This window comes from Streptomyces sp. NPDC019443 (assembly GCF_044389785.1).
Taxonomy (GTDB): Bacteria; Actinomycetota; Actinomycetes; order Streptomycetales; family Streptomycetaceae; genus Streptomyces.
In genome coordinates this window covers 270,506-295,795 of sequence record NZ_JBIRYJ010000009.1, presented here as the reverse complement: position 1 = coordinate 295,795, position 25,290 = coordinate 270,506, and the positions used below count along the sequence as shown (strand labels likewise).

At 67.3% G+C, this 25,290-nt stretch carries 19 protein-coding genes; 13 read left to right on the top strand and 6 right to left on the bottom strand.

What is annotated here, in order from left to right; translation table 11 throughout:
• Positions 1-73 precede the first annotated feature (73 nt).
• Together ACH492_RS27080 and ACH492_RS27075 are read left to right on the top strand one after the other, a co-directional pair.
• Positions 74-1,192: a lipid II:glycine glycyltransferase FemX gene (locus ACH492_RS27080; RefSeq protein WP_398990272.1), complete on the top strand. Its 1,119-nt coding sequence runs from the start codon at positions 74-76 to the stop codon at positions 1,190-1,192.
• An 85-nt stretch (positions 1,193-1,277) separates the two neighbouring features.
• Positions 1,278-2,309: an alanine racemase gene (locus tag ACH492_RS27075; protein WP_398990271.1), complete on the top strand. Its 1,032-nt coding sequence runs from the start codon at positions 1,278-1,280 to the stop codon at positions 2,307-2,309.
• A gap of 132 nt (positions 2,310-2,441) precedes the next feature.
• Here ACH492_RS27075 and ACH492_RS27070 read toward each other — a convergent pair whose 3' ends face one another.
• Together ACH492_RS27070 and ACH492_RS27065 are read right to left on the bottom strand one after the other, a co-directional pair.
• On the bottom strand, positions 2,442-3,980 hold the full coding sequence (locus tag ACH492_RS27070) for a glycosyltransferase family 87 protein (protein ID WP_398990270.1): 1,539 nt from the start codon (positions 3,978-3,980) through the stop codon (positions 2,442-2,444).
• Between the two features lie 124 nt (positions 3,981-4,104).
• Positions 4,105-6,810, bottom strand: coding sequence for a transglycosylase domain-containing protein (locus ACH492_RS27065; protein WP_398990269.1), 2,706 nt, complete (start codon positions 6,808-6,810; stop codon positions 4,105-4,107).
• Positions 6,811-7,169: 359 nt separating this feature from the next.
• Between ACH492_RS27065 and ACH492_RS27060 the strand changes: the two genes are divergently transcribed.
• The 4 genes from ACH492_RS27060 to ACH492_RS27045 all read left to right on the top strand — a co-directional run bounded on the left by ACH492_RS27060 (position 7,170) and on the right by ACH492_RS27045 (position 10,646).
• Positions 7,170-7,886, top strand: coding sequence for a helix-turn-helix transcriptional regulator (locus tag ACH492_RS27060; protein ID WP_398990268.1), 717 nt, complete (start codon positions 7,170-7,172; stop codon positions 7,884-7,886).
• A 59-nt stretch (positions 7,887-7,945) separates the two neighbouring features.
• Positions 7,946-9,028, top strand: coding sequence for an inositol-3-phosphate synthase (locus tag ACH492_RS27055; protein ID WP_398990267.1), 1,083 nt, complete (start codon positions 7,946-7,948; stop codon positions 9,026-9,028).
• A gap of 76 nt (positions 9,029-9,104) precedes the next feature.
• Positions 9,105-10,373: an MFS transporter gene (locus tag ACH492_RS27050; protein ID WP_398990266.1), complete on the top strand. Its 1,269-nt coding sequence runs from the start codon at positions 9,105-9,107 to the stop codon at positions 10,371-10,373.
• 51 nt (positions 10,374-10,424) lie between these two features.
• Positions 10,425-10,646: a hypothetical protein gene (locus ACH492_RS27045; RefSeq protein WP_398990265.1), complete on the top strand. Its 222-nt coding sequence runs from the start codon at positions 10,425-10,427 to the stop codon at positions 10,644-10,646.
• A 97-nt stretch (positions 10,647-10,743) separates the two neighbouring features.
• Here the strand turns inward: ACH492_RS27045 and ACH492_RS27040 are convergent, their stop codons facing one another.
• Positions 10,744-12,186, bottom strand: a complete 1,443-nt coding sequence (locus ACH492_RS27040; RefSeq protein ID WP_398990264.1) for a CCA tRNA nucleotidyltransferase — start codon at positions 12,184-12,186, stop codon at positions 10,744-10,746.
• A 167-nt stretch (positions 12,187-12,353) separates the two neighbouring features.
• Between ACH492_RS27040 and ACH492_RS27035 the strand changes: the two genes are divergently transcribed.
• From ACH492_RS27035 to trxA, 7 genes are all read left to right on the top strand, one after another.
• On the top strand, positions 12,354-14,702 hold the full coding sequence (locus ACH492_RS27035) for a DUF6049 family protein (protein WP_398990304.1): 2,349 nt from the start codon (positions 12,354-12,356) through the stop codon (positions 14,700-14,702).
• A gap of 45 nt (positions 14,703-14,747) precedes the next feature.
• Complete coding sequence (gene murJ / locus ACH492_RS27030; RefSeq protein WP_398990263.1) at positions 14,748-16,931, top strand: murein biosynthesis integral membrane protein MurJ; 2,184 nt, start codon at positions 14,748-14,750, stop codon at positions 16,929-16,931.
• A gap of 119 nt (positions 16,932-17,050) precedes the next feature.
• Positions 17,051-18,751 carry a protein kinase family protein gene (locus ACH492_RS27025; protein ID WP_398990262.1) on the top strand — a complete coding sequence of 567 codons (1,701 nt, stop codon included), beginning with the start codon at positions 17,051-17,053 and terminating at the stop codon, positions 18,749-18,751.
• Positions 18,752-18,776: 25 nt separating this feature from the next.
• Complete coding sequence (sigM, locus tag ACH492_RS27020) at positions 18,777-19,481, top strand: RNA polymerase sigma factor SigM (protein WP_398990261.1); 705 nt, start codon at positions 18,777-18,779, stop codon at positions 19,479-19,481.
• Positions 19,478-20,377, top strand: coding sequence for a hypothetical protein (locus ACH492_RS27015; RefSeq protein WP_398990260.1), 900 nt, complete (start codon positions 19,478-19,480; stop codon positions 20,375-20,377). The genes sigM and ACH492_RS27015 overlap by 4 nt, the downstream gene beginning before the upstream one ends.
• 125 nt (positions 20,378-20,502) lie before the next feature.
• Positions 20,503-21,495 (top strand): thioredoxin-disulfide reductase, encoded by a 993-nt coding sequence (gene trxB / locus ACH492_RS27010; RefSeq protein ID WP_398990259.1) that lies wholly within the window; start codon positions 20,503-20,505, stop codon positions 21,493-21,495.
• Between the two features lie 49 nt (positions 21,496-21,544).
• Complete coding sequence (gene trxA, locus ACH492_RS27005; RefSeq protein WP_307662338.1) at positions 21,545-21,877, top strand: thioredoxin; 333 nt, start codon at positions 21,545-21,547, stop codon at positions 21,875-21,877.
• Positions 21,878-21,959: 82 nt separating this feature from the next.
• Here trxA and ACH492_RS27000 read toward each other — a convergent pair whose 3' ends face one another.
• From ACH492_RS27000 to ACH492_RS26990, 3 genes are all read right to left on the bottom strand, one after another.
• On the bottom strand, positions 21,960-22,577 hold the full coding sequence (locus ACH492_RS27000; protein WP_142214726.1) for a GNAT family N-acetyltransferase: 618 nt from the start codon (positions 22,575-22,577) through the stop codon (positions 21,960-21,962).
• A gap of 306 nt (positions 22,578-22,883) precedes the next feature.
• A complete protein-coding gene (locus ACH492_RS26995; protein WP_398990258.1) occupies positions 22,884-23,981 on the bottom strand; it encodes a ParB/RepB/Spo0J family partition protein in 1,098 nt (365 codons plus the stop codon).
• Positions 23,978-25,054 carry a ParA family protein gene (locus ACH492_RS26990; protein ID WP_307665892.1) on the bottom strand — a complete coding sequence of 359 codons (1,077 nt, stop codon included), beginning with the start codon at positions 25,052-25,054 and terminating at the stop codon, positions 23,978-23,980. Before ACH492_RS26990 ends, ACH492_RS26995 begins: the two co-directional genes overlap by 4 nt.
• Between the last annotated feature and the right edge of the window lie 236 nt (positions 25,055-25,290).

The window sequence follows — 25,290 nt, the reverse complement described above, 5'->3', positions numbered from 1 at the left end:
AGCGCAGTAGGCTTCGGCGCGAGAGCCGGAGCCCCTGTACCCATGGGGACACACCTGCCGAGGAGCGCCCCGCATGAGCTTGACCCTGAGGACCATCAGCCGCGAGCAGCATCTGGCGTACATCCAGAGCCTGCCCGCGGCAAGTCACTGCCAGGTCCCGGCGTGGGCTGATGTCAAGACGGAATGGCGCTCGGAGAACCTGGGCTGGTTCGACAAGAGCGGTGAACTGGTGGGCGCAGGCCTGGTGTTGTACCGCCAGCTGCCGAAGATCAAGCGTTATCTCGCCTACATGCCCGAGGGCCCGGTGATCAATTGGTATGCGCCGAACCTGGACGACTGGCTGCAGCCGATGCTCGCCCACCTCAAGCAGCAGGGCGCCTTTTCCGTGAAGATGGGCCCGCCGGTCGTCATCCGCCGCTGGGACGCGCCCGCGATCAAGGCCGGAATCCAGGACCCGGATGTGAAGCGGCTGCGCGACATCGAGGCGACGCATATCGAGCCTCGTGCGTTCGAAGTGGCGGACCGACTGCGGAAGATGGGCTGGCAGCAGGGCGAGGACGGCGGCGCCGGCTTCGGTGACGTACAGCCGCGGTACGTCTATCAGGTGCCGCTGGCGAACCGATCGCTCGACGATGTCCTCAAGGGCTTCAACCAGCTGTGGCGGCGCAACATCAAGAAGGCCGAGAAGGCCGGTGTCGAGGTTGTCCAAGGCAGCTACGAGGATCTGGCCGAGTGGCAGCGGCTGTACGAGATCACCGCTGTACGCGATCACTTCCGGCCGCGCCCGCTCTCGTACTTCCAGCGCATGTGGACGGTGCTGAACAGCGAGGATCCGAACCGGATGCGGCTGTACTTCGCGCGGCACAACGGTGTGAACCTGTCCGCGGCTACGATGCTGGTCGTCGGGGGGCATGTCTGGTACTCGTACGGCGCCTCCGACAACATCGGCCGCGAGGTCCGGCCCTCCAACGCGATGCAGTGGCGGATGCTCCGCGACGCCTACGCGATGGGCGCGACCGTCTATGACCTGCGCGGCATCAGCGACTCCCTCGACGAGACCGACCACCTCTTCGGCCTGATCCAGTTCAAGGTGGGCACCGGCGGCGAGGCCGTCGAGTACGTCGGCGAGTGGGACTTCGCGCTCAACAAGCTGCTGCACAAGGCGCTCGACATCTACATGTCGCGCCGCTGACGGTGCCGCGGCCGACGCCGTAACCTCGTAAATCTCGTACATACCTCTGATACACCGCAGCCACCAGAAAGGTTCCGGGCCGGCCATGGCGCTCTCCCTCTACGTCGACACCGCGCGCTGGCGGGCGCACCAGAAGTCCGTGATCGACCAGTTCCCCGGTCTCGTACCGGTCTGCAAGGGCAACGGCTACGGCTTCGGTCATGAGCGCCTCGCCGACGAGGCCTCCCGCTTCGGCTCCGACATGCTGGCCGTCGGCACGACGTACGAAGCGGCCCGGATCAAGGACTGGTTCAGCGGTGACCTCCTGGTCCTGACCCCCTTCCGGCGCGGTGAGGAACCAGTTCCGCTGCCGGACCGGGTCATCCGGTCGGTCTCGTCGGTCGACGGTGTGCACGCGCTGGTCGGCGCGCGCGTGGTCATCGAGTGCATGAGCTCCATGAAGCGCCACGGCATCGCCGAGCAGGACCTGGGCCAGCTGCACGCCGCCATCGAGGACGTACGCCTGGAGGGCTTCGCCCTGCACCTGCCCCTCGACCGTACGGACGGCTCCGACGCGGTCGAGGAGGTCATCGGGTGGATGGACAGGCTGCGTGCGGCCCGGCTGCCGCTGCACTCCATGTTCGTCAGCCATCTGCGCGCCGAGGAACTGGCCCGCCTCCAGCAGCAGTTCCCGCAGACCCGATTCCGCGCCCGCATCGGTACGCGGCTGTGGCTGGGCGACCACGACGCGACCGAGTACCGCGGCGCCGTCCTGGACGTCACCCGTGTCGCCAAGGGCGACCGCTTCGGCTACCGCCAGCAGAAGGCCGCATCCGACGGCTGGCTGGTTGTCGTCGCCGGCGGCACGTCCCACGGCGTCGGCCTGGAGGCCCCGAAGGCCCTGCACGGCGTGATGCCGCGCGCCAAGGGTGTCGCCCGCGCGGGTCTGGCGACCGTCAACCGCAACCTGTCGCCGTTCGTCTGGGAGGGCAAGCAGCGCTGGTTCGCCGAGCCGCCGCACATGCAGGTGTCGATCCTGTTCGTGCCGGCGGAATCGCAGGAGCCGAAGGTCGGCGACGAGCTGGTGGCGCATCTGCGCCACACCACGACGCAGTTCGACCGGCTCGTCGACCGCTGAGGCGCCCGGAGGCGCCCGGAGGGGGCCTGCCGAGGCCGCCTGGAGTCGGCCGCTGAGACGCGCTGAGAGGCCTGCTGAGGCGCCTTGAGAGGCCCGCTGGGGTTCCGCGAGCGGGACCCCGAGCGCCGACTGCTAAGCCGACGGCTGCGCCCCGCCGGATCCATGGGGCTGCGCCCCCCACTCCACCCGCGGCCCCTCCACCGCGTGCGCCGCGTGCCGCGGCGGATGCGCCGCCTGCCCCACCACGAAGACGTCCACGGCCCCGTCGAGAACCCCGCCCGACGGATCGTCCGAGCCGTCCTTCCGTACGCCGTCCCGTTCCGGCATCAGGACGTCCCGTACGACCACGGCGCACAGATACAGCGTCCCCAGCAGATGAAGGGCGATCGCCACCTGATAGCCCTCGGGCGGCAGCCCCTGGTGCTTGGGGCTGGTCGTGTACGCGAGGTACATCCAGATCCCCAGGAAGTAAATGACCTCGCAGGCCTGCCAGATCAGGAAGTCCCGCCAGCGCGGCCTGGCCAGTGCGGCGAGCGGAATCAGCCACAGTACGTACTGCGGCGAGTAGACCTTGTTGGTGATGATGAACGCCGCGACGACCAGGAAGACGAGCTGAGCGAAACGGGGCCGCCGGGGCGCACTCAGCGTCAGCGCCGCGATGCCCGCGCACGCCAGGATCATCAGCAGCGTCGCGTAGGTGTTCACGGAGTCGACTTCCAGCGGCTCACCCGTGCGCTGCGTGATGATCAGCCAGAACGAGCCGAAATCGACCTGCCGCTCCTGGCTGAAGGTGTAGAACTTCTTCCACCCCTCCGGCGCCATCAGCATCACGGGCAGGTTCACCACCAGCCAGGCACCAGCCGCGCCGAGCGCCGCGGTGGCGAACTCTCGCCATTTGCCTGCCCTCCAGCACAGCAGGAGCAACGGACCCAGCAGCAGTACGGGATAGAGCTTGGCGGCGGTCGCGAGCCCGATGAGGATGCCGAAGGCCAGCGCCCGGCCGCGTGACCACATGAGCATCGCGGCGGCTGTGAGCGCCACGGCCAGCAGGTCCCAGTTGATGGTGGCGGTGAGCGCGAAGGCCGGCGCCAGAGCCAACAGCAGGGCGTCCCAGGGGCGGCGGCGGTGTGTGTGGGCCACACAGACGGCGATGACCGCGGTGCAGATCATCAGCATGCCCGCATTGACCATCCAGTACATCTGCTCCTGGTTCTGCATGGAGCCGCCGGCCAGATTGAGCCACGACGCGACCTGCATGAAGACACCCGTGAGGACCGGGTACTCGAGGTACTCCATGTCGCCGGGCAGCCGGTCGAAGTACGGGATGAGACCTTCGGAGAAACCACGCCCCAGGTAGAGGTGCGGAATGTCGGAGTAGCAGGCGTGGGTGTACTGGGAGCTCGTGCCCCGGAACCAGGCCCAGTTGTAACAGGGCATCTTCTGCACCATGCCGAGCGCAAACATGCCGATTGCCACCAATGCGATGACACGTACAGGAGTGAGCCAGCCACTGCTGCCTCGCCAGGCCCAGCGGCCGGCCGGACCACCGATCAGCTCGCTGCCGGACGCGGCGACGGAGTCACGCCGTGTGGGCCGTACATCAGGCCGCTCCGGCCGCTCCGGTCGGCCCGGTCGGTCCTGGTACACGCTCGTCTCTTCTGCGCTGGGCATGGTGCACATCCTGCCGTACGGGGTTTGGGATACGGCGAGGGCCGCCGCCCCCGGAGCGCACAGGTGCTGTGCGTACCGGGTGCGGCGGCCCTCATGACGTTGCGGGAGCTTGGACCGGCGGCCGCTAACTGCTCGGGCCTCCGATGAACCCTCCGTTGCCGTTGCCGCCACCGTTGCCGTTGGTTCCCGGTGACGTTGTCGTCGGACTGATCGACGGGGTGCCGGTCGGGTCGCCGCTTCCGCCATTGCCGCCATTGCCAGCCGTGGTACCGCAGGTCCAGTCCTCCCACGGTTTGCAGGACTGGCTCGGGTCGGGGCTGCCCGAAGGCGTGGTGGACGGCGTGCCCGACGGCGTCGAGGACGGGGTGCTGGAGGGCGTGCTGGACGGCGACGGGGGCGGGCTCGAGGCACCGCCGCCCCAGTAAGCCTCGGCGTCGAGGGGCTCGGGCTCCGGGAAGGTCAGCCTCGGCGCGCCCTTGAGCGCCTCCGACATGTACGACTGCCAGATCTCGGACGGGAACGACGCACCGTGGATCTTGTCCTGGCCACCGGTGCCGTACATCTCGAGGAACTCGCGCTTCTTGCTGCTCTTCTCGTTGTCGTCGAGCCGGTACATGTCGATGGCGGTCGACAGCTGGGGCGTGTAGCCCACGAACCACGCCGACTTGTTGCCGTCGGTGGTACCTGTCTTGCCGGCGACCTCGCGGCCGGGGAGCCGGGCGTTCTTGCCGGTGCCCTCGTCGTCGTCGACGACATCCCTCAGCACATCGGTCACATTGCTCGCGACGGCACTGGTAAAGGCCTGCTCGGGCTTGTCGTCGTGCTTGTAGACCGTCCGGCCCTCGTAGTCGACCTTGGTAACGGAGAACGGATCCATCTGCTCGCCGTTGGCCGCGAAGGTCGCGTAGGAGCCGGCCATCCGGATCGCGCTGGGGTCCGAGATACCGATCGAGAAGGAGGGGACGTCCGACTTCGACAGGGAGGAATCGAGCAGGCCTGCGTTGATGGCGGCCTCCCTGACCTTAGGAATGCCGACGTCCATGCCCAGCTGCACGAAGGGCGAGTTGGCGGAGTGGATCATGGCTTCACGCAAGTTGATGTTCTTGTACGACTCATCGCCGTCGTTGCGCTGCAGCCACTCCTTTCCTTCCTCGTTCTGCCAGACGGTGCCGTCGTAGTTCTTGATCTTGAGCTTGTTCTTGCCGTTGTACACGGTCTTGTCAGGGTCGATCTTGCTGCGGTACTCGTCTCCCTGGTCTTCGGGCTCACGCGGGTCGCGCACGCCGTCCCGCATCGCCGCGGCCAGTACGAACGGCTTGAAGGTCGATCCGACCTGGGCGCCGGTCTGGTCGGCGTTGTTGGTGAAGTGCTTGGTGGCGTCCTCGCCACCGTAGATGGCGACGATCTTGCCGGTCTTCGGTTCTACCGAGGCGCCGCCGAACTGGACGAAGGTGTCGGTCTTCGGGCGCTTGTCCGGCTTGATGTTGGCATCCCGAACCTTCTTGACCGCGGTCGCGAGCTTCTTGACCTTGTCCTCGTCGAAGGTCGTGTGGATCTCGTAGCCGCCACGCGCGAGGTCGTCGGCCTTGATGCCCTTGTCGTTGTTGTTGAGGAAGTTCGACTTGGCCAGAGCCACCAAGTAACCCACCTGGCCGCCCAACTGTGCGTTCTTCTTGGGCGGGTCGATCTTCGGGAGCTTGGTGAACTTGGCCCGTTCGGCGGCACTGAGGTGGTTGTCCTTGACCATCTCGTCGAGGATCCAGTTCATGCGCTCGGTAGCGCGAGCCTTGTTGGCCGCCGGTGTCGCCGCGCGGTCGATGTCCTCGCTGCCGGCCGGGTCGAAGTACGTCGCGCCCTTCAGCAGCGAGGCGAGGAACGCACACTCGCTGGCGTCCAGATCCTTGGCGTTCTTGTTGTAGTACGTACGGGCCGCGGCCTGGATGCCGTAGGCGCCGCGTCCGTAGTACGAGGTGTTCAGGTAGCCGGCCATGATCTCCGGCTTGTCCATGTCGGTGCCGACCCTTATGGAGATGAACAGCTCCTTGAACTTACGGCTCAGGGTCTGGGACTGGTCGCCGAGCCGCGCGTTCTTCACGTACTGCTGGGTGATGGTGGAGCCACCCTGGGTCTGCCCGCCCTTGGCCATGTTGAACAGGGCCCGGCCGATGCCCATCGGGTCGATTCCCGAGTCGGTCTTGAACGTCTTGTTCTCCGCCGAGATCACCGCGTTCTGCATGGCTTCGGGGATCTGCTCGATGCCCACGATCTGCCGGTTGATCTCTCCACCGGTGGCGGCCATCTGGCTGCCGTCCGCCCAGTAGTAGACGTTGTTCTGCGCCTGAGCCGTCTTGTCCGGGTCAGGGACCTCCACCATGGCGTACGCAATCGTCGCGGCGGCCATCAGGCTGCCGACGAAGCCCAGACAGAGCCCGGTGACCAGCTTCCACGACGGCACCCACCGGCGCCATCCATACCTGTTGTGGCGCGGGTAGTCGATCATCCGCTTCTTGGACGGCCGCCCGCCGTGACCACGGCCGGGACCGTCGTGGCCCCCGCCGCCGCCTCCGCGGCGGCCGCCTCCCCGGCCTCCGTGGCCGGCGCCCGCGCCTTCGTCCACGCGCCGGCGACCACCGCCGTTGCGCTGTGCGGCGCGGCGGGCCTCGGCCCGGCTGCCGTACGGACGCTCCTCGTCGGACGAAACGGAAGGAGACCCTGCGGTGGTACCCCGGGACGGGGCTGCGCGGCGGCCAGACGGCTGCGGGGCGGCGCGCCTGGCCGCGGCACGTCCGCCACCCTGCGACTGCGGCGGTTTGCGACGGTGCTCGCTCATCGAACGACTACTCCTCGGGCAGGCGAGACGCCTGGAAGCGGCAGTTGAGTTCCGGTCCCCCCGAAATGGATACGGACCAGCCCCGTGAAGGGCTCATCCGCTGTGCATCCCCGGCGATGACGCTCTCAGGCGTCCCGTGGTTCCCGGTGGTCTGCATGGCGCACAGACTACGCACGGTCAAAACCCACCTAGTGCCAAAGTTCACCCCAAATCGGGCAACTTGCTCGCTACGAATTGACGATGTGACGCCGTTCACCATGGCCCCTCTTGTCGCAGCAGCAACGTCGTTCTATCGTGCTGATGTATCGAGTCGATACATCAGCACGACATAAGCGACCGGGACGGCGAGGGAGGCGACGATGAGCAGGCGCTCCGGCATCCTCGAATTCGCCGTGCTGGGTCTGCTCCGTGAGGCCCCGATGCACGGGTACGAGCTGCGGAAACGGCTCAATACCTCGCTGGGAATCTTCCGGGCCTTCAGTTACGGGACCCTCTACCCCTGTCTCAAGACGCTGGTCGCCAACGGCTGGTTGATCGAGGAGCCGGGTAGCGCTCCCGAGGATGCGCTCGCCGCGTCACTCGCAGGGCGCCGCGCAAAGATCGTCTACCGGTTGACGGCGGAAGGTAAGGAGCACTTCGAGGAGCTGCTCTCCCACACCGGCCCGGACACCTGGGAGGACGAGCACTTCGCTGCTCGCTTCGCCTTCTTCGGGCAGACGGAGCGCGAGGTGCGGATGCGGGTGCTGGAGGGCCGCCGCAGCCGGCTGGAGGAGCGTCTGGAGAAGATGCGCGCCTCCCTGGCACGCACCCGCGAGCGCCTCGACGACTACACGCTTGAGCTGCAGCGACACGGCATGGAGTCCGTGGAGCGCGAAGTGCGCTGGCTGAACGAGCTCATTGAGAGCGAGCGGGCGGGGCGGGATCAGCGACAGCCCGCCTCCGAGAGCTCACCTCAGCAGGACAACACATCTGGAGAGACGGGCGGCCTGCCCCGGCACAGGGGTGCCGAGTCCTCCGGGGGAACACCCCCCGGGCACTCCATCCCGCCGGATCCGTCCGAGGACACCGCCAAGTGATGCCTTGCGGTCCGCAGGGTTTCATCCGGAATACCGAGATCAAACAGGGAGCAACCGGAATGGGTTCGGTTCGCGTAGCCATTGTCGGCGTGGGCAACTGCGCCGCCTCGCTGGTGCAGGGCGTCGAGTACTACAAGGACGCCGACCCGGCCGGCAAGGTGCCGGGTCTGATGCACGTTCAGTTCGGCGACTACCACGTCTCCGACGTCGAGTTCGTGGCCGCCTTCGATGTTGACGCCAAGAAGGTCGGCCTCGACCTCTCGGATGCCATCGGCGCCAGCGAGAACAACACCATCAAGATCTGCGACGTGCCGAACACCGGCGTCACCGTGCAGCGCGGCCACACCCTCGACGGCCTTGGCAAGTACTACCGCCAGACCATCGAAGAGTCCGCCGAGGCACCGGTCGACATCGTCCAGACCCTCAAGGACAAGCAGGTCGACGTCCTGGTCTGCTACCTGCCCGTCGGTTCCGAGGACGCTGCGAAGTACTACGCGCAGTGCGCCATCGACGCCAAGGTCGCGTTCGTCAACGCTCTCCCGGTCTTCATCGCCGGCACCAAGGAGTGGGCGGACAAGTTCACCGAGGCGGGTGTCCCGATCGTCGGTGACGACATCAAGTCGCAGGTCGGCGCCACGATCACGCACCGCGTGATGGCGAAGCTCTTCGAGGACCGGGGCGTCATCCTGGACCGCACGATGCAGCTGAACGTCGGCGGCAACATGGACTTCAAGAATATGCTCGAGCGTGAGCGCCTTGAGTCCAAGAAGATCTCCAAGACGCAGGCCGTCACCTCGCAGATCCGCGACCGCGACATGGGCGAGGACAACGTCCACATCGGTCCGTCGGACTACGTGGCCTGGCTCGACGACCGCAAGTGGGCGTACGTCCGCCTTGAGGGCCGTGCCTTCGGCGAGGTGCCCCTGAACCTCGAGTACAAGCTCGAGGTCTGGGACTCCCCGAACTCCGCAGGCATCATCATCGACGCCGTGCGCGCCGCGAAGATCGCCAAGGACCGCGGTATCGGCGGCCCGATCCTCTCCGCGTCCTCGTACTTCATGAAGTCCCCGCCGGTCCAGTACTTCGACGACGAGGCCCGCGAGAACGTCGAGAAGTTCATCAAGGGCGAGGTCGAGCGCTAAGCATTCGCCTGCTCGACCGAGGAGGGTCCCCTGGTAATCCGCCCGGGGACCCTCCTCGTATGTGACGCTTGATCGCATGCCTGTCGTACGTGATCTGCGCGTACTCCTGCGCCTGACGAACTTCCGCCGACTTCTGGCGGTCCGGCTCCTCTCCCAGTCCGCCGACGGCGTCTATCAGGTCGCGCTCGCCACGTACGTCGTGTTCTCCCCGGAGAAACAGACCTCGCCGACCGCGATCGCCTCGGCCATGGCGGTACTGCTGCTGCCGTACTCCTTGATCGGCCCCTTCGCCGGCGTCCTGCTGGACCGCTGGCAGCGCAGGCAGGTCTTCCTGTACGGGAATCTGCTGCGGGCGCTCCTCGCGAGCGGGACGGCGGTCCTGATTCTCGCCTCCGTACCCGACTGGCTCTTCTACGCCTCGGCCCTGTCCGTCACAGCCGTCAACCGCTTTGTACTGGCCGGGCTCTCCGCCTCACTGCCCAGGGTGGTCGACTCCGACCGGCTCGTCATGGCCAACTCTCTGTCTCCGACGGCCGGCACACTTGCCGCGACCGCGGGCGGCGGACTCGCCTTCGCCGTACGGCTGGTGTCCGCGGACTCCGACGCCGCGGTGGTTCTGCTGGGTGCCGCGCTTTATCTCTGCTCGGCCCTGGCCTCGCTCCGGATGCCACGTGAACTACTCGGTCCCGAGCAGGAGTTGGTGCAGCCGCGACTGGCCGCCGCCCTGGCCTCCACCGTGCGCGGACTGGTGGGCGGACTGCGGCACCTGACCGAGCGCCGGGCGGCGGCCCGTGTGATGGCCGCTATGACGCTGATGCGCTTCTGCTACGGGGCGCTGACGGTCATGGTGCTGATGCTCTGCCGGTATGCCTGGTCCGAGAAGGAGTCGGACGGCCTGGCCCTGCTGGGTCTGGCCATCGCCATCTCGGGCGCGGGGTTCTTCGCGGCGGCAGTGGTGACCCCGTGGGCGGTCGGCCGGCTCGGCCAGTTCGGATGGATGGTGGCGTGCGCGGCGGCGGCAGCCGTTCTTGAACCTGCTCTGGGGCTGCCGTTCGAGCCCGAGCCGATATTGGTCGCCGCGTTCATCCTGGGGCTCATCACCCAGGGAGCGAAGATCGCCACGGACACGGTGGTGCAGACATCGGTGGACGACGCCTACCGGGGCAGAATCTTCTCCCTCTACGACGTGCTGTTCAACGTCGCCTTCGTGGGCGCGGCGGCCATCGCCGCGCTGATGCTGCCGCCTGACGGCCGGTCGGTCCACCTGGTGGTCGTAGTGGCGGTCATCTACGCATCCGTCGCGGCAACTATGTCCCGTTGGAGCCGTATTGGCACGGTGATATAGCGTGCACGCGTCAAACAATGGATCGCACACGTTTACGGGAAGACTTCCCGCATGACCTATCCGCCGCAGCAGGGCGCCAAGGCGCGTACGAGCACCTTGATCCGTACGCGCAGCACGAAGGTCGGGTACAAGGTGGTCGAGGTGCACCCCGACACGACGGACAGGAACCTCTGCAAAGGCAAGTCCGACCTTGGCCACTTCGAGCAGACGAGTGGCGGGCGGCGCAGCTCGGGCAAGCGGTTCGTGCTCTGCCTGGATGAGATCAAGAAGTAGTCGCATACACCGAAGGGCGATGTTTCACGTGAAACATCGCCCCTTCGCCCATCGATCCGGCTCCATGTTTCACGTGAAACATGGAGCCGTTTCACGCTCAGCCCTGCGTCGCCCACCACTCCTTAAGGGCCGCGACCGCCGCATCATGCTCCATCGGCCCGTTCTCCAGGCGCAGCTCCAGCAGGAACGCGTACGCCTTGCCAATCACCGGGCCGGGGCCCACACCCAGGATCTCCTGGATCTGATTGCCGTCCAGGTCGGGCCGGATCGCGTCCAGCTCCTCCTGCTCCTGCAACTGTGCGATGCGCTCCTCAAGCCCGTCATAGGCCCGGGAGAGGGCGGTGGCTTTGCGCTTGTTCCGTGTGGTGCAGTCCGAGCGGGTCAGCTTGTGCAGCCGCTCCAGCTGCGGCCCGGCATCACGTACGTACCGCCGCACTGCCGAGTCCGTCCACTCCCCGGTCCCGTAGCCGTGGAAGCGCAGATGAAGCTCCACCAGCCGCGAGACGTCCTTGATCATGTCATTGGAGTACTTGAGCGCGGTCATCCGCTTCTTGGTCATCTTCGCGCCCACCACCTCGTGGTGATGGAAGGAGACCCGGCCGTCGCTCTCGAAGCGCCGTGTCCGTGGCTTTCCGATGTCATGGAGAAGCGCGGCCAGTCGCAGCACCAGATCCGGGCCGTCCTCCTCCAGATCCATCGCCTGTTCCAGGACGGTCAGAGAGTGCTCGTACACATCCTTGTGGCGGTGGTGCTCGTCACTCTCCAGACGCAGCGCGGGCAGCTCGGGCAGCACATGGTCGGCCAGGCCGGAGTCGACGAGCAGCGCCAGCCCCTTGCGAGGGTGGGCGGAGAGGATCAGCTTGTTCAGCTCGTCGCGTACCCGTTCGGCGGAGACGATGTCGATCCGGTCTGCCATCTCCTTCACCGCGGTGACGACCTCGGCTGCCACCTCGAAGTCCAGCTGCGCAGCGAAGCGGGCGGCCCGCATCATGCGCAGCGGGTCGTCGGAGAAGGACTCCTCGGGCGTACCCGGGGTCCGCAGTACTCGCGCGGCAAGGTCCTCGAGACCGCCGTGCGGATCGATGAACTCCTTCTCCGGCAGCGCCACGGCCATCGCGTTCACGGTGAAGTCGCGCCGGGCAAGGTCTTCGTCGATCGAGTCGCCGTAGGACACCTCGGGCTTGCGCGAAGTTCTGTCGTACGCCTCCGAGCGGTACGTCGTGACCTCGATCTGGTAGCCCTGCTTCTGGCAGCCGACCGTGCCGAAGGCGATCCCGACCTCCCAGACCGAGTCCGCCCACGGACGGACGATCTTCAGCACGTCGTCGGGGCGGGCTTCCGTCGTGAAGTCCAGGTCATTGCCGAGCCGGCCGAGGAGCGCATCCCGGACCGATCCGCCGACCAGGGCAAGACTGAACCCGGCCTCCTGAAAGCGGCGGGCAAGGTCGTCGGCGACAGGGGACACCCGCAGCAGTTCGCTCACCGCGCGGCGTTGCACCTGACTCAGTGCAGTGGGGTTGTCTTCATTGGCGTTCGGCACAACAGAAAAGGGTACGTGCCCCGCCGACCGCAGCGCCCCTGTTTATGACGCCGATCCGATCATGTGGGGCACTCCGCGGCACTTCGACACAGCGCACCTCGTTACCATGCGTGGACGCAATCAGCGACACCCACCAACGGCAGCAGACAACGAGGACGGACGAGCGCGTGGCCGAGGCGGCAGACTTCCAGGGGATGAATCCTTCTCCTGCCCGCCGGTGGCTCCGGCGCACAGCCTCCGTGATCCTCGGCGTCCCGCTTGTGGCCGGACTGCTGTGCGGCCCGGCCGCGCCAGCCGCGCAAGCGGCCGAGAACGCCTCGGACTCCCACACAGTCGATGTGTCTCTCGACACTCTGACGCCGACCGCCCCCGGCAAGAGCGACACGCTCACGATCTCCGGCACGGTGATCAACAAGGGCAAGCAGACCATCACCGATGCCGAACTCGATCTACGGGTGGGGCCCAAGCTGTCCAGCAGGGCCGCCATCGACCGCGTCGCCCAGCAGACCGGCTATGCGCCGGGCACCGATGGCTCGCCGGTCGGCGACAAGTACACAGTCAAGATCCCCAGGCTCGTCTCCGGCATCAGCCGCGAGTTCACGCTCTCCATCCCGGTAAATGAGCTCGAGCTCGACGACGACGGCGTCTACCAGCTCGGTGTTTCCCTGTCGGGCCAGACCCCGGACGAGCCGTTCGACCAGGTCCTGGGCATCGAGCGGACCCTCCTCCCGTGGCAGCCCGAGGCTGTGGAGAAGAAGACCCAGTTCACCTATCTCTGGCCGCTGATCTCCTCGACCCACCTCACCTCGGAGACGGGATCGGACGAGCAGCAGACTCCGGTTTTCGAGGACGAGACGCTGGCCACTGAGCTCGCCCCGGGCGGACGGCTGGACCAGCTCGTCTCCCTCGGTACCGATCTGCCCGTCACCTGGGTCGTCGACCCGGATCTACTGGCCAGCGTCGATGCGATGACCAGGAACTATCAGGTCAAGAGTGGGGCCACCATTGTCCCGGGCAAGAACCAGGCCGTTGCCAAGCGGTGGCTGAGCGCCGTCGAGGCCGCCGTCCAGGGCCGCAAGGTGGTCGCGCTGCCGTTCGCCGACCCTGATCTGGCGTCCCTTGCGCACCGCGGAAAGAACATCTCCGGATCCCTCAGCCATCTGCAGTCGGCCACCAAGGTCGCCGAGACGACCGTGGAGACGATCCTCCATGTGAAGCCGTCAATCGACTTCGCGTGGCCCGTCGACGGCGCCATCGACTCCTCGATCGTCGATGTCGCCACCTCGGCCGGCGCCCACAAAGTGATCTCCCGCAGCGACAGCCTGCGGGACGACCTGTCGTACACGCCCAGCGCGGCGCGCCCCATCGGCGGCGGGACAACGGCAGTGGTCGCCGACGCCCGGCTCTCCACCGCCTTTCAGGGCGACATGATCAAGACCGGGAATTCCACCCTCGCGGTTCAGGAGTTCCTCGCCCAGACGCTTGCGCTGAACCTCCAGGCCCCCAGCAAGCAGCGGAGCATCGTCGTCGCCCCGCAACGGATCCCGAGCGCGTCCCAGGCCCAGTCCATGGCACGCGCGCTGCAAGCTCTCGAAGCCCAGCGCTGGACGCAGCCGCTCGACCTGGTCGCTGCCGCGGGCGCCAAGCCCGATGCCAATGCCGAGACCAAGGTGCCCGGCAGCTCTCGCTATCCCGAGCAGCTGCGCAAGCAGGAGCTGCCGCCCCAGGCGTTCCGCGACATCAGGAACACGCAGAACACCCTCGACAACTTCAAGGTCATCCTCACCGCGCAGGACCGGGTGGAGACCCCGTTCGGCAGGGCGATCGACAGGGAGATGTCCACCTCCTGGCGTGGCAACCCGGTGGGGGCCCAGCTGTACCGCGACGGTGTGCGGGCCTACCTGCGGAGCCTCACCGAAGAGGTGCAGCTGATTGAGAAGTCGGCCATCACCCTGTCGGGGCGCAGTGCGACGATCCCGGTCACCGTGCAGAACAGACTGGTCCAGGGGATCGACCATCTGGTGCTGCGGCTGACGTCGGACAACGCCACCCGCCTCAACCTCGACCAGGACAAGGCCACCGCCCATCAGCCGATCAAGGTCGAGGGCGGCCACAGCCAGTCGGTGAAGTTCGCCGCGGCGGCCAATGCAAACGGCCCGGTGCAGATGACGGCCCAGCTCTTCACCGAGGACGGAAAGCCGTACGGCGACCCAATGAGGTTCACGGTGAAGGTCTCCGAGATCACTCCCACCGTGATGCTCGTCATCGCCGGCGGTGTGCTGCTGCTCGTCCTGGCAGGCGTCAGGATGTACACCCAGCGCAAGCGCGCGGCTGCGCGAGACACGGCTGCGGAGGATACGGAAGGCTCAGAGGGCTCAGAGTCAGAGGGCTCCGCGTCAGAAGGTTCAGAGGGTGACATCAGCAGCCCCGATCCCGGGCAGGCGAGTGACCTGACACCGGACACCGGACCGGGCAGCGGCGACCCGTCGGGCACGGGTGAGAAAGTGGACCGTTGAGCGATGTCGTGGCCGGTGGGCCGGGGACGATGAGGTGGGGTTGCAATGAACGCGCCGTACGACGGTGACCGCGGTCAGGGCGCGGACGGAGCAGTGCCTCCTCCGGGCCCGACCCCCGATCCCCCGCTGCCGGGCCAGGGTCCTCCGCCGCCACAACCGGACCCTGACCCATACACTCAGGATCCGTACATCCAGGACGCCTACGACCGTGATCCTTACCGGGCGCAGGATCTGTCCACCCAGGACCCCGTGACCGAGGCGCTGTACGACCGCGCATCCCACCCGCCGCCGCCCCCCGGCACGTACCAGGAGCCCCAGCCGCTGTACCAGCAGCCCTCGACACCGCAGCACGCACCGGACCCCCGCATCTGGGCGCAGACCCCGCCGCCCGAGCCGGCCGGCCCCTCCCGTCTTCTGCCATACGGGGACGACGCCAGGACCACCCAGTTCACCGGCGTGGATGACCTGGTCACCCGGGCCGGCGAGGAGGAGCCGGAGCCCGACGCGTTCGCACACCTCTTCCGGGACCAGCAGGCCTCCGGCCGCCCCACCCCGCCCCCGGAACCCATCCCGGCGGCACCGGCCCCCAAGAAGTCCGGCGGCCGGGCCTCCGGCCTGCTGAAGTCCAGCGCAGTGATGGCGGCCGGCACGCTGGTGTCCCGCCTCACCGGTTTTGTACGCAGCCTGGTGATCACCGCTGCTCTCGGCGCCGCCCTGCTCGGTGACACCTACACCGTCGCGTACACCCTGCCGACGATGATCTACATCCTCACCGTCGGAGGCGGCCTCAACTCTGTGTTCGTACCGCAGCTGGTGCGGGCGATGAAGAACGACGAGGACGGCGGCGAGGCCTACGCCAACCGGCTACTGACGCTCGTCATGGTGGCGCTCGGCGCCATCGTCGCCATCGCGGTGTTCGCGGCTCCGCTGCTGATCCAGCTCATGTCGGACACCATCGCCTCCAATGCGGCGGCAGACAGTGTCGCCGTCACCTTCGCCCGCTACTGCTTGCCCACGATCTTCTTCATGGGCGTGCACGTGGTCATGGGACAGATCCTCAACGCCCGCGGGAAGTTCGGCGCGATGATGTGGACCCCGGTCCTCAACAACATCGTCATGATCACCACGTTCGGCCTGTTCATCTGGGTGTACGGCACCTCCGCCGAGTCGCAGATGGGCGTCCAGACGATTCCGCCGGAGGGCGTGCGGCTGCTGGGCATCGGCACTCTGCTGGGCCTCGTGGTCCAGGCCCTGGCGATGATCCCGTACCTGCGTGAGACCGGTTTCCGGTTCCGCCCGCGGTTCGACTGGAAGGGCCACGGTCTCGGCAAGACCGTCAAGCTGGCCAAGTGGACCGTGCTGTTCGTCCTCGCCAACCAGGCGGGCGTGCTGGTCGTCACCCAGCTCGCCACCGCCGCCGGTGAGGCGTCCGGCAGGGACGGCGCGGGCTTCATCGCGTACACCAACGCCCAGTTGATCTGGGGCATGCCGCAGGCCATCATCACCGTCTCGGTCATGGCCGCCCTGCTGCCGCGGATCTCCCGCGCCGCCCACGACGACGACCCGGGCGCGGTGCGCGACGACATCTCTCAGGGGCTGCGCAACTCCGCAGTCGCGATCGTTCCGGTGGCCTTCGCGTTCCTGGCTCTCGGCGTACCGATGTCCAGCCTGCTGTTCGCCTCCAGCGGCCAGGAAGCCGCCCGCGGCATGGGCTTCATCCTGATGGCGTTCGGCCTTGGCCTCATCCCGTACTCCGTGCAGTACGTCGTGCTGCGTGGCTTCTACGCGTACGAGGACACCAGGACGCCCTTCTACAACACGGTCATCGTCGCAGCGGTCAACGCCGCCGCCTCCGCCGCCTGCTATGTCGTGCTGCCCGCCCGCTGGGCAGTCGTCGGCATGGCAGCCTCCTACGGTCTCGCCTACGCCGTCGGCGTAGGCATCGCCTGGCGCCGACTCAAGAACCGCCTCGGCGGCGATCTGGACGGCGCACACGTCATGCGCACGTATGCACGTCTCTGCTTGGCCTCCGTCCCCGCGGCGGCGGCCGCCGGCGCGGTCGCCTTCGTCATCGTCAAGGGGCTCGGGAGCGGCGCCCTCGGCTCGCTCGCCGCGCTGGCCGGCGGCGGGATCGTGCTGCTGGGCGTCTTCTTCGTCGCCGCGAAGCGGATGCGCATCGGGGAGCTCAACACCCTGGTCGGCATGGTGCGCGGCCGCCTCGGCCGCTAGCGGGCGCGTAGTCCCGCACAACCATCGTCGGCCGTTGTGTGTCGTGCATAGCGGCCGACTGTGGGCACAATTGGCATGGCTGTTGAATATGCGCAACGGATGGGGAGGCAGGAGCGACGGTGGCGGAACGTAGCACGGCTGCCGTCGACGTGGCCGACAACAGCGGAGACGATCCGCTGACCGCCCAGGCGGGCAAGGCCACGACCGACGGGGCGGCGGAATCCCAGGACTCGGCGGAGAAGACCGCACCGGACACGGGCAGCGAACGGCAGGAGACCGAACCCGCCATCGCCACGCCCGAACTGCACAGTGGTCACAAACTCGCCAGACGCTACCGACTCGAGGAGTGCGTCACCCGTCTGGACGGTTTCAGCAGCTGGCGCGCAGTCGACGAGAAATTGCGCCGTGCTGTCGGCGTCCATCTACTCCCTGCCGACCATCCGCGAGCCCGCTCCGTACTCGCGGCGGCCCGCTCCTCGGCGCTTCTCGGCGACCCTCGCTTCGTACAAGTCCTCGACGCCGTCGAGGAGAACGACCTCGTCTACGTCGTCCACGAGTGGCTTCCGGACGCGACGGAGCTCACCGCGCTGCTTGCCATGGGCCCCATGGAGCCGCACGACGCGTACCAGCTCGTCGACCAGCTCTCCCAGGCGATGGCCGCGGCGCACCGTGAGGGGCTGGCCCATCTCAAACTGACGCCCGGCGCGGTGCTGCGGACCTCGACCGGGCAGTACCGGATCCGCGGTCTCGCGGTGAATGCCGCCCTGCGCGGGATCACCGCTGATGGTCCGCAGCGCGCCGACACCGAGGCGATCGGCGCCCTGCTGTACGCCGCGCTGACTCAGCGCTGGCCATACGAGAACGACGCATACGGCCTCTCCGGGCTGCCCAAGGGCGTCGGGCTCATCGCCCCCGACCAAGTGCGGGCCGGTGTCCACCGCGGGCTCTCGGAGCTCGCCATGCGAGCTCTGGTCAACGACGGCGCCACAGCGTCCCGCCAGGAGCCACCGTGCACCACCCCCGACGAACTCGCGAAGGCCGTCGCTGCGATGCCTCGCATCCGGCCGCCGGAGCCTGCGTTCACCTCACCGCCTGAGTACCAGCGCACCACGTACCAGCAGGGCACGTATGGCCGTCCTGCCCCCCGTCCGAACGCCACGGCCCCTCAGCCGGTACCCAGCCCGCCCGCGCCGCTCCAGAGCCGTACCGGCAAGGTCCTCAAATGGACGGTGGCGGCTCTGCTCATCGCCGCGCTGGGACTTGGCAGCTGGCAGGTCGCCGACAAGCTGATCGACCGCGACAAGGACCCGGTCGATCCGGGCACCTCGCAGACGAACAACGGCGAGAAGAACAACGGGGTCCAGACCGGCAAGCCGGTCGCCATCACCAGCGCCCATGACTTCGACCCGCTCGGAAGTGACGGCTCCGAGAAGCCTGCCGGGATAAAGAACAGCTACGACGGCGACCCGGGCACCTACTGGAACACCGATGGCTACTTCAGCGCGGACTTCGGCCGTTTGAAGGCGGGCGTAGGCATCGTTCTGGACCTCGGCAAGGTCCAGCAGGTCGGCACCGTGGACGTGTCCTTCCTCGGTGGCGAGACCTCTGTAGAACTGCGGACCGCGCCCGAGGACGCCTCGTCCGAGCCGACGACCCTCGACGGCTTCACCAAGGTCTCCGACGGATCCGGTTCGAATGTGTCCCTCAAGCCCGGCAAGCCGGTACGGGCACGGTACGTTCTGGTCTGGCTGACCGAACTGCCGCAGACCGACGAGGGCAACTTCCGGGGCAAGGTCTCGGAGATCAAGATCACCAGCTGACGGCATCAGGGGAGGGGGCTCACCGTTGGACGACGCGACACTCGGCGACACAAGCGACCAGGACCTTCTGGCCCGCCACGTCGCGGGGGACCCGGATGCCTTCGGTGAGGTTGTACGGCGCCACCGCGACAGACTCTGGGCTGTCGCCCTGCGCACCCTGGGGGACCGCGAGGAGGCCGCGGACGCGGTTCAGGACGCCCTGGTGTCCGCCTTCAGGGCCGCCCACACCTTCCGCGGCCAGTCTGCCGTGACCACCTGGCTCCACCGCATCACCGTCAATGCGTGTCTCGACCGGGCCCGCAAGGCAGCCTCGCGAAAGACCTCCCCTGTGGACGACACCGAGCGCCTGGAGCAACTCCTCGAGCCTCATGAATCCGCCGAGGCCCCGGCGGAGCGTCAGGATTTGCACCGCGAGCTCCTGGCCGCGCTGGCAAAGCTTCCCCTCGACCAGCGGGCAGCGCTGGTTCTGGTGGACATGCAGGGCTACCCGGTGGCGGAGGCGGCCAGCGTCCTCGATGTGCCGATCGGGACCGTCAAAAGCCGCTGTGCGCGCGGTCGGGCACGGCTGTTGCCGATGCTCACTCATCTGCGCGGTGATGCCGGGGATAGCACCGAGCTCGGCATGGGAAGGAACCGGACGCCGGGGGCATCCGTCCCACCGGCGTCGGGACAAAGGGACGCAGGGCCAAGTGATCCTGCAGCTGTGAAGGGCGGAGGTGGGCGCGCGTGACATCCACGGCCGATACGACTCAGCACCCGGACGTCTCGGAAATCTCCGACCTCACCGAGGGGCTCCTCACTCCGTCCCGCACAGCCGACGTTCGACAGCATCTGGACGGCTGTTCGCTGTGCGCCGATGTACGTGCGTCTCTCGAGGAAATCCGCGGACTCCTCGGCACGCTCCCCGGTGCCCACCGGATGCCCGCCGATGTCGTCGGCCGCATCGATGCCGCGCTGGCCGCCGAGGCTCTGCTGGAATCCACCACGCCCGAACAGAGCGCGGATGTTTCACGTGAAACAGAGCCCGCTGCAGTGCCCGCTGCACAGCTGGCGGAGACCGCTCCTGCCGACCGGCCAGCAGGGCACGCACGCGCTGCCACCGGTCCCGGCCGCCAGACCCGGCGGCGACGCAAGGTTGTCCTGGGTGCCGTCCTCGGGGCGGCGGCAGTCGGTATGAGCGTTCTGCTCCTCCAGTCGTTCCAGTCCGCGACCAACAGCTCCGCCCAGAAGGATGCGAGCGTCAGCTCCGCGGCCGGCGACTCCCACGAATTCTCTGCGGCGAGTCTCGAGGATCGCGTACAGGCGCTCATCACCACGAGCCCGACCCAAGCAGAGCCACGAATGGAGAAGGGGCCGTCCATCGACAGCCACTCCAACTCCAATTCGCCGAAGCGCACACCGGACGTCGCGGTACCGCCCTGTATCCAGAAGGGCACCGGCCGGACCGATGCTCCGATCGCCGCGGAGCGCGGCCAGTACGAGGGCGACAATGCCTACCTCGTGGTGCTGCCGCATTCCACGGACAGCGAGCAGGTCCAGGCGTATGTGATCGATGCAGCCTGCACCAACACCGCGCCCGCGTCCACCGGGAAGCTGCTGCTGACCAACTCCTACCCTCGCCGCTGACACACGCCGCTGCGCCGCTCGGACATCCCGGGAATGCAAGCCCCGTAGGATCCGTTGGGTGGGGTGAGAGTCATTGACCGGCCCCCGTAGGCAGCAGACAGTCCGCAGAGACGAGGAAGAAACCCGTGAGCGACGTCCGTAACGTGATCATCATCGGCTCCGGGCCGGCCGGCTACACGGCGGCGCTCTACACAGCGCGCGCCTCGCTGCAGCCGCTGGTATTCGAGGGTGCAGTCACCGCCGGCGGTGCGCTGATGAACACGACCGAGGTGGAGAACTTCCCCGGCTTCCGCGACGGCATCATGGGTCCGGATCTGATGGACAACATGCGCGCCCAGGCCGAGCGCTTCGGCGCCGAACTCGTTCCGGACGATGTCGTCTCCGTCGACCTTACCGGCGAGATCAAGACCGTCATTGACACCGCGGGCATCGTCCACCGGGCCAAGGCTGTCATCGTCACCACCGGCTCCCAGCACCGCAAGCTCGGCCTGCCCAACGAGGACACGCTCTCCGGACGCGGCGTCTCCTGGTGCGCCACCTGCGACGGGTTCTTCTTCAAAGACCAGGACATCGCCGTGATCGGCGGTGGCGACACCGCGATGGAGGAAGCGACCTTCCTCTCCCGCTTCGCCAAGTCCGTCACCATCGTCCACCGCCGCGACACCCTGCGTGCCTCCAAGGCCATGCAGGACCGCGCCTTCGCCGACCCGAAGATCTCCTTCGCCTGGCACAGCGAGGTCGCCCAGATCCATGGCGAGCAGAAGCTCACCGGTCTGACTCTGCGCAACACCAAGTCCAGCGAGACCTCTGAGCTTCCGGTCACCGGGCTGTTCATCGCCGTAGGCCATGACCCGCGCACCGAGCTCTTCAAGGGCCAGCTGGACCTGGACGACGAGGGCTATCTGAAGGTCGATGCGCCGTCGACGCGCACCAACCTGACGGGTGTCTTCGCAGCGGGTGACGTCGTCGACCACACCTACCGTCAGGCCATCACCGCCGCCGGCACCGGCTGCTCCGCCGCCCTCGATGCCGAGCGCTACCTCGCCGCGCTCGCCGACAGCGAGAAGGCGGCCAAGCCGGAGAAGATCGCCGAGCCGGAGAAGACCCCCGCGGTCTGACCCCCTGAACCATCCCCCTCCCACCCCGCAAAGAAGTAAGGAGGCCGCCGTGGCCGGCGCCCTGAAGAACGTGACAGATGACACCTTCGAAGAGGATGTCCTCAAGAGCGACAAGCCTGTGCTGGTGGACTTCTGGGCCGCCTGGTGCGGTCCCTGCCGTCAGATCGCGCCCTCCCTCGAGGCCATCGCGGCGGAGCATGGCGACAAGATCGAGATCGTCAAGCTCAACATCGACGAAAACCCGGCCACCGCGGCCAAGTACGGCGTCATGTCCATCCCGACGCTGAACGTCTACCACAACGGCGAGGTCGCCAAGACGATCGTCGGTGCCAAGCCGAAGGCCGCGATCGTCCGCGACCTTGAGGGGTTCATCGGCGAGTAGTCCGAGCAGTCAGCTCGGTTGTTTCACGTGAAACACGAATGGGCTCATCCCTCAGGGGATGAGCCCATTTTCGCGTTCGGAGTCACAGCGGCCGCAGCACCGGCTCCTTCTGTACAGCGCCCAGCAGCCGGTCCAGAGCCAGCTCCACGTCTTCCTTCCAGGAGAGGGTGGTCCGCAGCTCCAGCCTCAGTCGGGGATACGTCGGGTGCGGACGGACCGTCTTGAAGCCCACGGCAAGCAGATGATCGGCGGGCAGCACGCAGGCCGGCTCCTTCCAGCGGGCATCGCCGAATGCCTCGATCGCGCGGAAGCCTCGCCGCAGCAGATCCTTGGCCACTGTCTGCACGATGACCCGGCCGAGCCCTTGTCCCTGATAGCCCGGACTGATCCAGGCGGTCATCAGCTGGACGGCATCTGGTGAGACAGGGCTCGTGGGGAAGGCCGTGGAGCGCGGCACATAGGCCGGAGGCGCGTACAGAACGAAGCCGACCGGCACCTCGTCGACATAGACAACCCGGCCGCAAGAGCCCCACTCCAGGAGCACGGCGGAGATCCAGGCCTCCTTCTCCAGCTCGGGCGTGCCCGCCTTTACCGCGGCTTCGCCGCTGACCGGATCAAGCTCCCAGAAGACGCACGCACGACAACGCTTGGGAAGGTCCGAAAGGTTGTCCAACGTGAGCGGTACAAGCCGACGCCCCATGAAGGCTGTTCCTCGCTTCCCTCACCTGCCGCGCTACGGGCGGCTGCCAGCGCGCTCCGCTCCTGGAGCAGGCTGCTGATGAAACCTCCGACTGCCCCAAGGCCCAGGCCTGCTGTCACCAGTTGGCTGCGGCTCACCGTTCGCATTGCCCTCGCCGTCCCTCTGAGGTGGATCAAGGTGGATGCGTCATACCAGAACGCATCGTATCCACCCAGCCCTGGCACGGATACTGTCTTACGGCAAAGGGCGGGTCGTGTCCGGTCAGCCAACCGGAGACGACCCGCCCTTTGCGACACTGTGCGGGCCTCAGCCCTCGTCGTCCTCCTCGGACTCCTCGGCGAGTCCCTTCTCCAGGACCCGTCCCTCGCCTGGAGCGAGAGTGCCGAGGATGCGCTCCAGATCGTCTATCGAAGCGAACTCGACGACGATCTTTCCCTTCTTCTGGCCGAGATCGACCTTCACCCGGGTCTCGAAGCGGTCCGAGAGCCGAGAGGCGAGGTCCGTGAGCGCCGGCGACAGCCGCGCTCCGGCCCGCGGGCTCTTCGGCTTGGACGTGCTTTTCGGACTCGAGTTGATCAGCGTCACGATCTCTTCGACCGCCCGCACCGAGAGCCCCTCGGCCACGATCCGGTGGGCGAGCCGGTCCTGCTCCTCGGAGTCTTCCACCGAGAGCAGCGCCCGCGCATGACCGGCCGAGAGCACACCGGCGGCGACCCTGCGCTGGACGGGAGGCGACAGACGCAGCAGACGCAGCGTGTTGGACACCTGCGGACGCGAGCGTCCGATCCGGTCGGCCAGTTGGTCGTGTGTGCAGTTGAAGTCCTTGAGCAGCTGGTCGTAGGCGGCAGCCTCCTCCAGCGGGTTCAGCTGTGCGCGGTGCAGGTTTTCAAGCAGCGCGTCCAGCAGGAGCTTCTCGTCGTCCGTGTGCCGGACGATCGCTGGAATGCGCTCCAGACCGGCCTCGCGGCAGGCCCTCCAGCGGCGCTCGCCCATGATGAGCTCGTAGCGCTCGGGCCCCAACTGCCGTACGACGACAGGCTGGAGAAGCCCCACTTCCTTGATGGACGTGACCAGCTCCGCGAGGGCGTCCTCGTCGAAGACCTCACGCGGCTGGCGCGGGTTGGGCGTGATTGCGTCGAGCGGCAGCTCGGCGAAGTGCGCGCCGGCCGGCTCAGCGGGCAGCGCTGCCTCCTCGTGCTCCGGTGCCGGCGTGATCACCTCGGGAGCAGGGGCGGCCGCCGGTAGCGTCGTCACCTTGGCTGCTGCCACACCCCGTTCCGCGGTCAGCACCGGAGCCGCTCCCGGGAGGCTCGAAGCCCCGGAAGGGGGCACCTGCTTCTCCTGGGGAGCGGCAGGGATCAGTGCACCGAGCCCACGCCCCAATCCTCTACGTCGCTCGCTCACTGGATCCCCTCCGACATGTTCTGCTGGCTGTTCTGACTGCCCACATGGGCTTGCTGCGGGTCGTAGTGAATCCCGACCCCACGCAGCGCGATCTCACGAGCCGCCTCAAGATACGACAGGGAGCCGCTGGAACCCGGATCGTAGGTCAGCACCGTCTGTCCGTAGCTAGGGGCCTCGGAAATACGCACCGAGCGCGGGATGCTCGTCCGCAGCACCTCGTCACCGAAGTGGCTGCGCACCTCATCAGCCACCTGCGAGGCAAGACGAGTTCTGCCGTCGTACATGGTGAGCAGAATCGTCGAGACATGCAGGGTCGGGTTGAGATGCCCACGCACCAGGTCCACGTTCCTGAGCAGCTGTCCCAAGCCCTCCAGCGCGTAGTACTCGCACTGGATGGGGATCAGCACCTCCGCACCGGCGACCAGCGCATTGACGGTCAGCAGACCGAGCGACGGCGGGCAGTCGATGAGGATGTAGTCCAGCGGCTGCTCGTAAGCCTGGATGGCTCGCTGCAGTCGACTCTCCCGCGCCACCAGCGACACCAGCTCGATCTCCGCACCGGCGAGATCGATGGTGGCGGGGGCGCAGAAGAGGCCTTCGACGTCCGGGACCGGCTGGACCACATCGGAGAGCGGCCTGCTCTCCACCAGGACGTCATAGATCGAGGGGACTTCGGCGTGGTGATCGATCCCCAGCGCCGTGGAGGCGTTTCCCTGTGGATCCAGGTCGACCACCAGAACGCGCGCGCCGTGCAGCGCGAGCGAGGCGGCAAGGTTGACCGTGGTGGTGGTCTTCCCTACGCCGCCCTTCTGGTTGGCGACAACCATGACGCGCGTCTGCTCAGGTCGGGGCAGACCTTCACCGGCACGCCCCAGCGCCTCCACGGCCAGCTGGGCAGCTCGACCAATGGGGGTGTCGTCCATCGGGGGCGGTGTTTCACGTGAAACATCGTCCCCCGGGGACTCGGTACGGGGACCGGGGACCGGATCGGTCATCGGTCCCGCGATGTTGGCGTCGGACCGCAAGGATTCACTCTCCTCGACATCAGGCTCGCAATAAGCAGAGCCTGCCATGCTTTCGGGGTCGTGAACCAGCGAGGCCCGTGGTTCTGTGGATGAATCCACCTCTGTGGACAATTCCGTAGCCCTCGCGAAGGGCTTGCGGTCCCGCATCGGGGCGGCAGCACGGCCGCGGCTGATGATTCCCTGCAGCAGTGAGCGACGTTTCACGTGAAACACGATGCACGCGACGCGGGACTACGGGTGCACGACACTCCGAAATGGGTACGTATGGCAGCTTGTATGGAGCA

What these genes read in the sequence shown, in the direction of transcription:
- murJ (WP_398990263.1), top strand. Translation starts at nt 14,748, where the DNA reads ATGAACGCGCCGTACGACGGTGACCGCGGTCAGGGCGCGGACGGAGCA.
- ACH492_RS27080 (WP_398990272.1), top strand. Translation starts at nt 74, where the DNA reads ATGAGCTTGACCCTGAGGACCATCAGCCGCGAGCAGCATCTGGCGTAC.
- ACH492_RS27060 (WP_398990268.1), top strand. Translation starts at nt 7,170, where the DNA reads ATGAGCAGGCGCTCCGGCATCCTCGAATTCGCCGTGCTGGGTCTGCTC.
- ACH492_RS27055 (WP_398990267.1), top strand. Translation starts at nt 7,946, where the DNA reads ATGGGTTCGGTTCGCGTAGCCATTGTCGGCGTGGGCAACTGCGCCGCC.
- ACH492_RS27070 (WP_398990270.1), bottom strand. Translation starts at nt 3,980, where the DNA reads ATGCCCAGCGCAGAAGAGACGAGCGTGTACCAGGACCGACCGGGCCGA.
- ACH492_RS27065 (WP_398990269.1), bottom strand. Translation starts at nt 6,810, where the DNA reads ATGAGCGAGCACCGTCGCAAACCGCCGCAGTCGCAGGGTGGCGGACGT.
- ACH492_RS27000 (WP_142214726.1), bottom strand. Translation starts at nt 22,577, where the DNA reads ATGGGGCGTCGGCTTGTACCGCTCACGTTGGACAACCTTTCGGACCTT.
- ACH492_RS26990 (WP_307665892.1), bottom strand. Translation starts at nt 25,054, where the DNA reads ATGGCAGGCTCTGCTTATTGCGAGCCTGATGTCGAGGAGAGTGAATCC.
- ACH492_RS27045 (WP_398990265.1), top strand. Translation starts at nt 10,425, where the DNA reads ATGACCTATCCGCCGCAGCAGGGCGCCAAGGCGCGTACGAGCACCTTG.
- ACH492_RS27050 (WP_398990266.1), top strand. Translation starts at nt 9,105, where the DNA reads ATGCCTGTCGTACGTGATCTGCGCGTACTCCTGCGCCTGACGAACTTC.
- ACH492_RS27075 (WP_398990271.1), top strand. Translation starts at nt 1,278, where the DNA reads ATGGCGCTCTCCCTCTACGTCGACACCGCGCGCTGGCGGGCGCACCAG.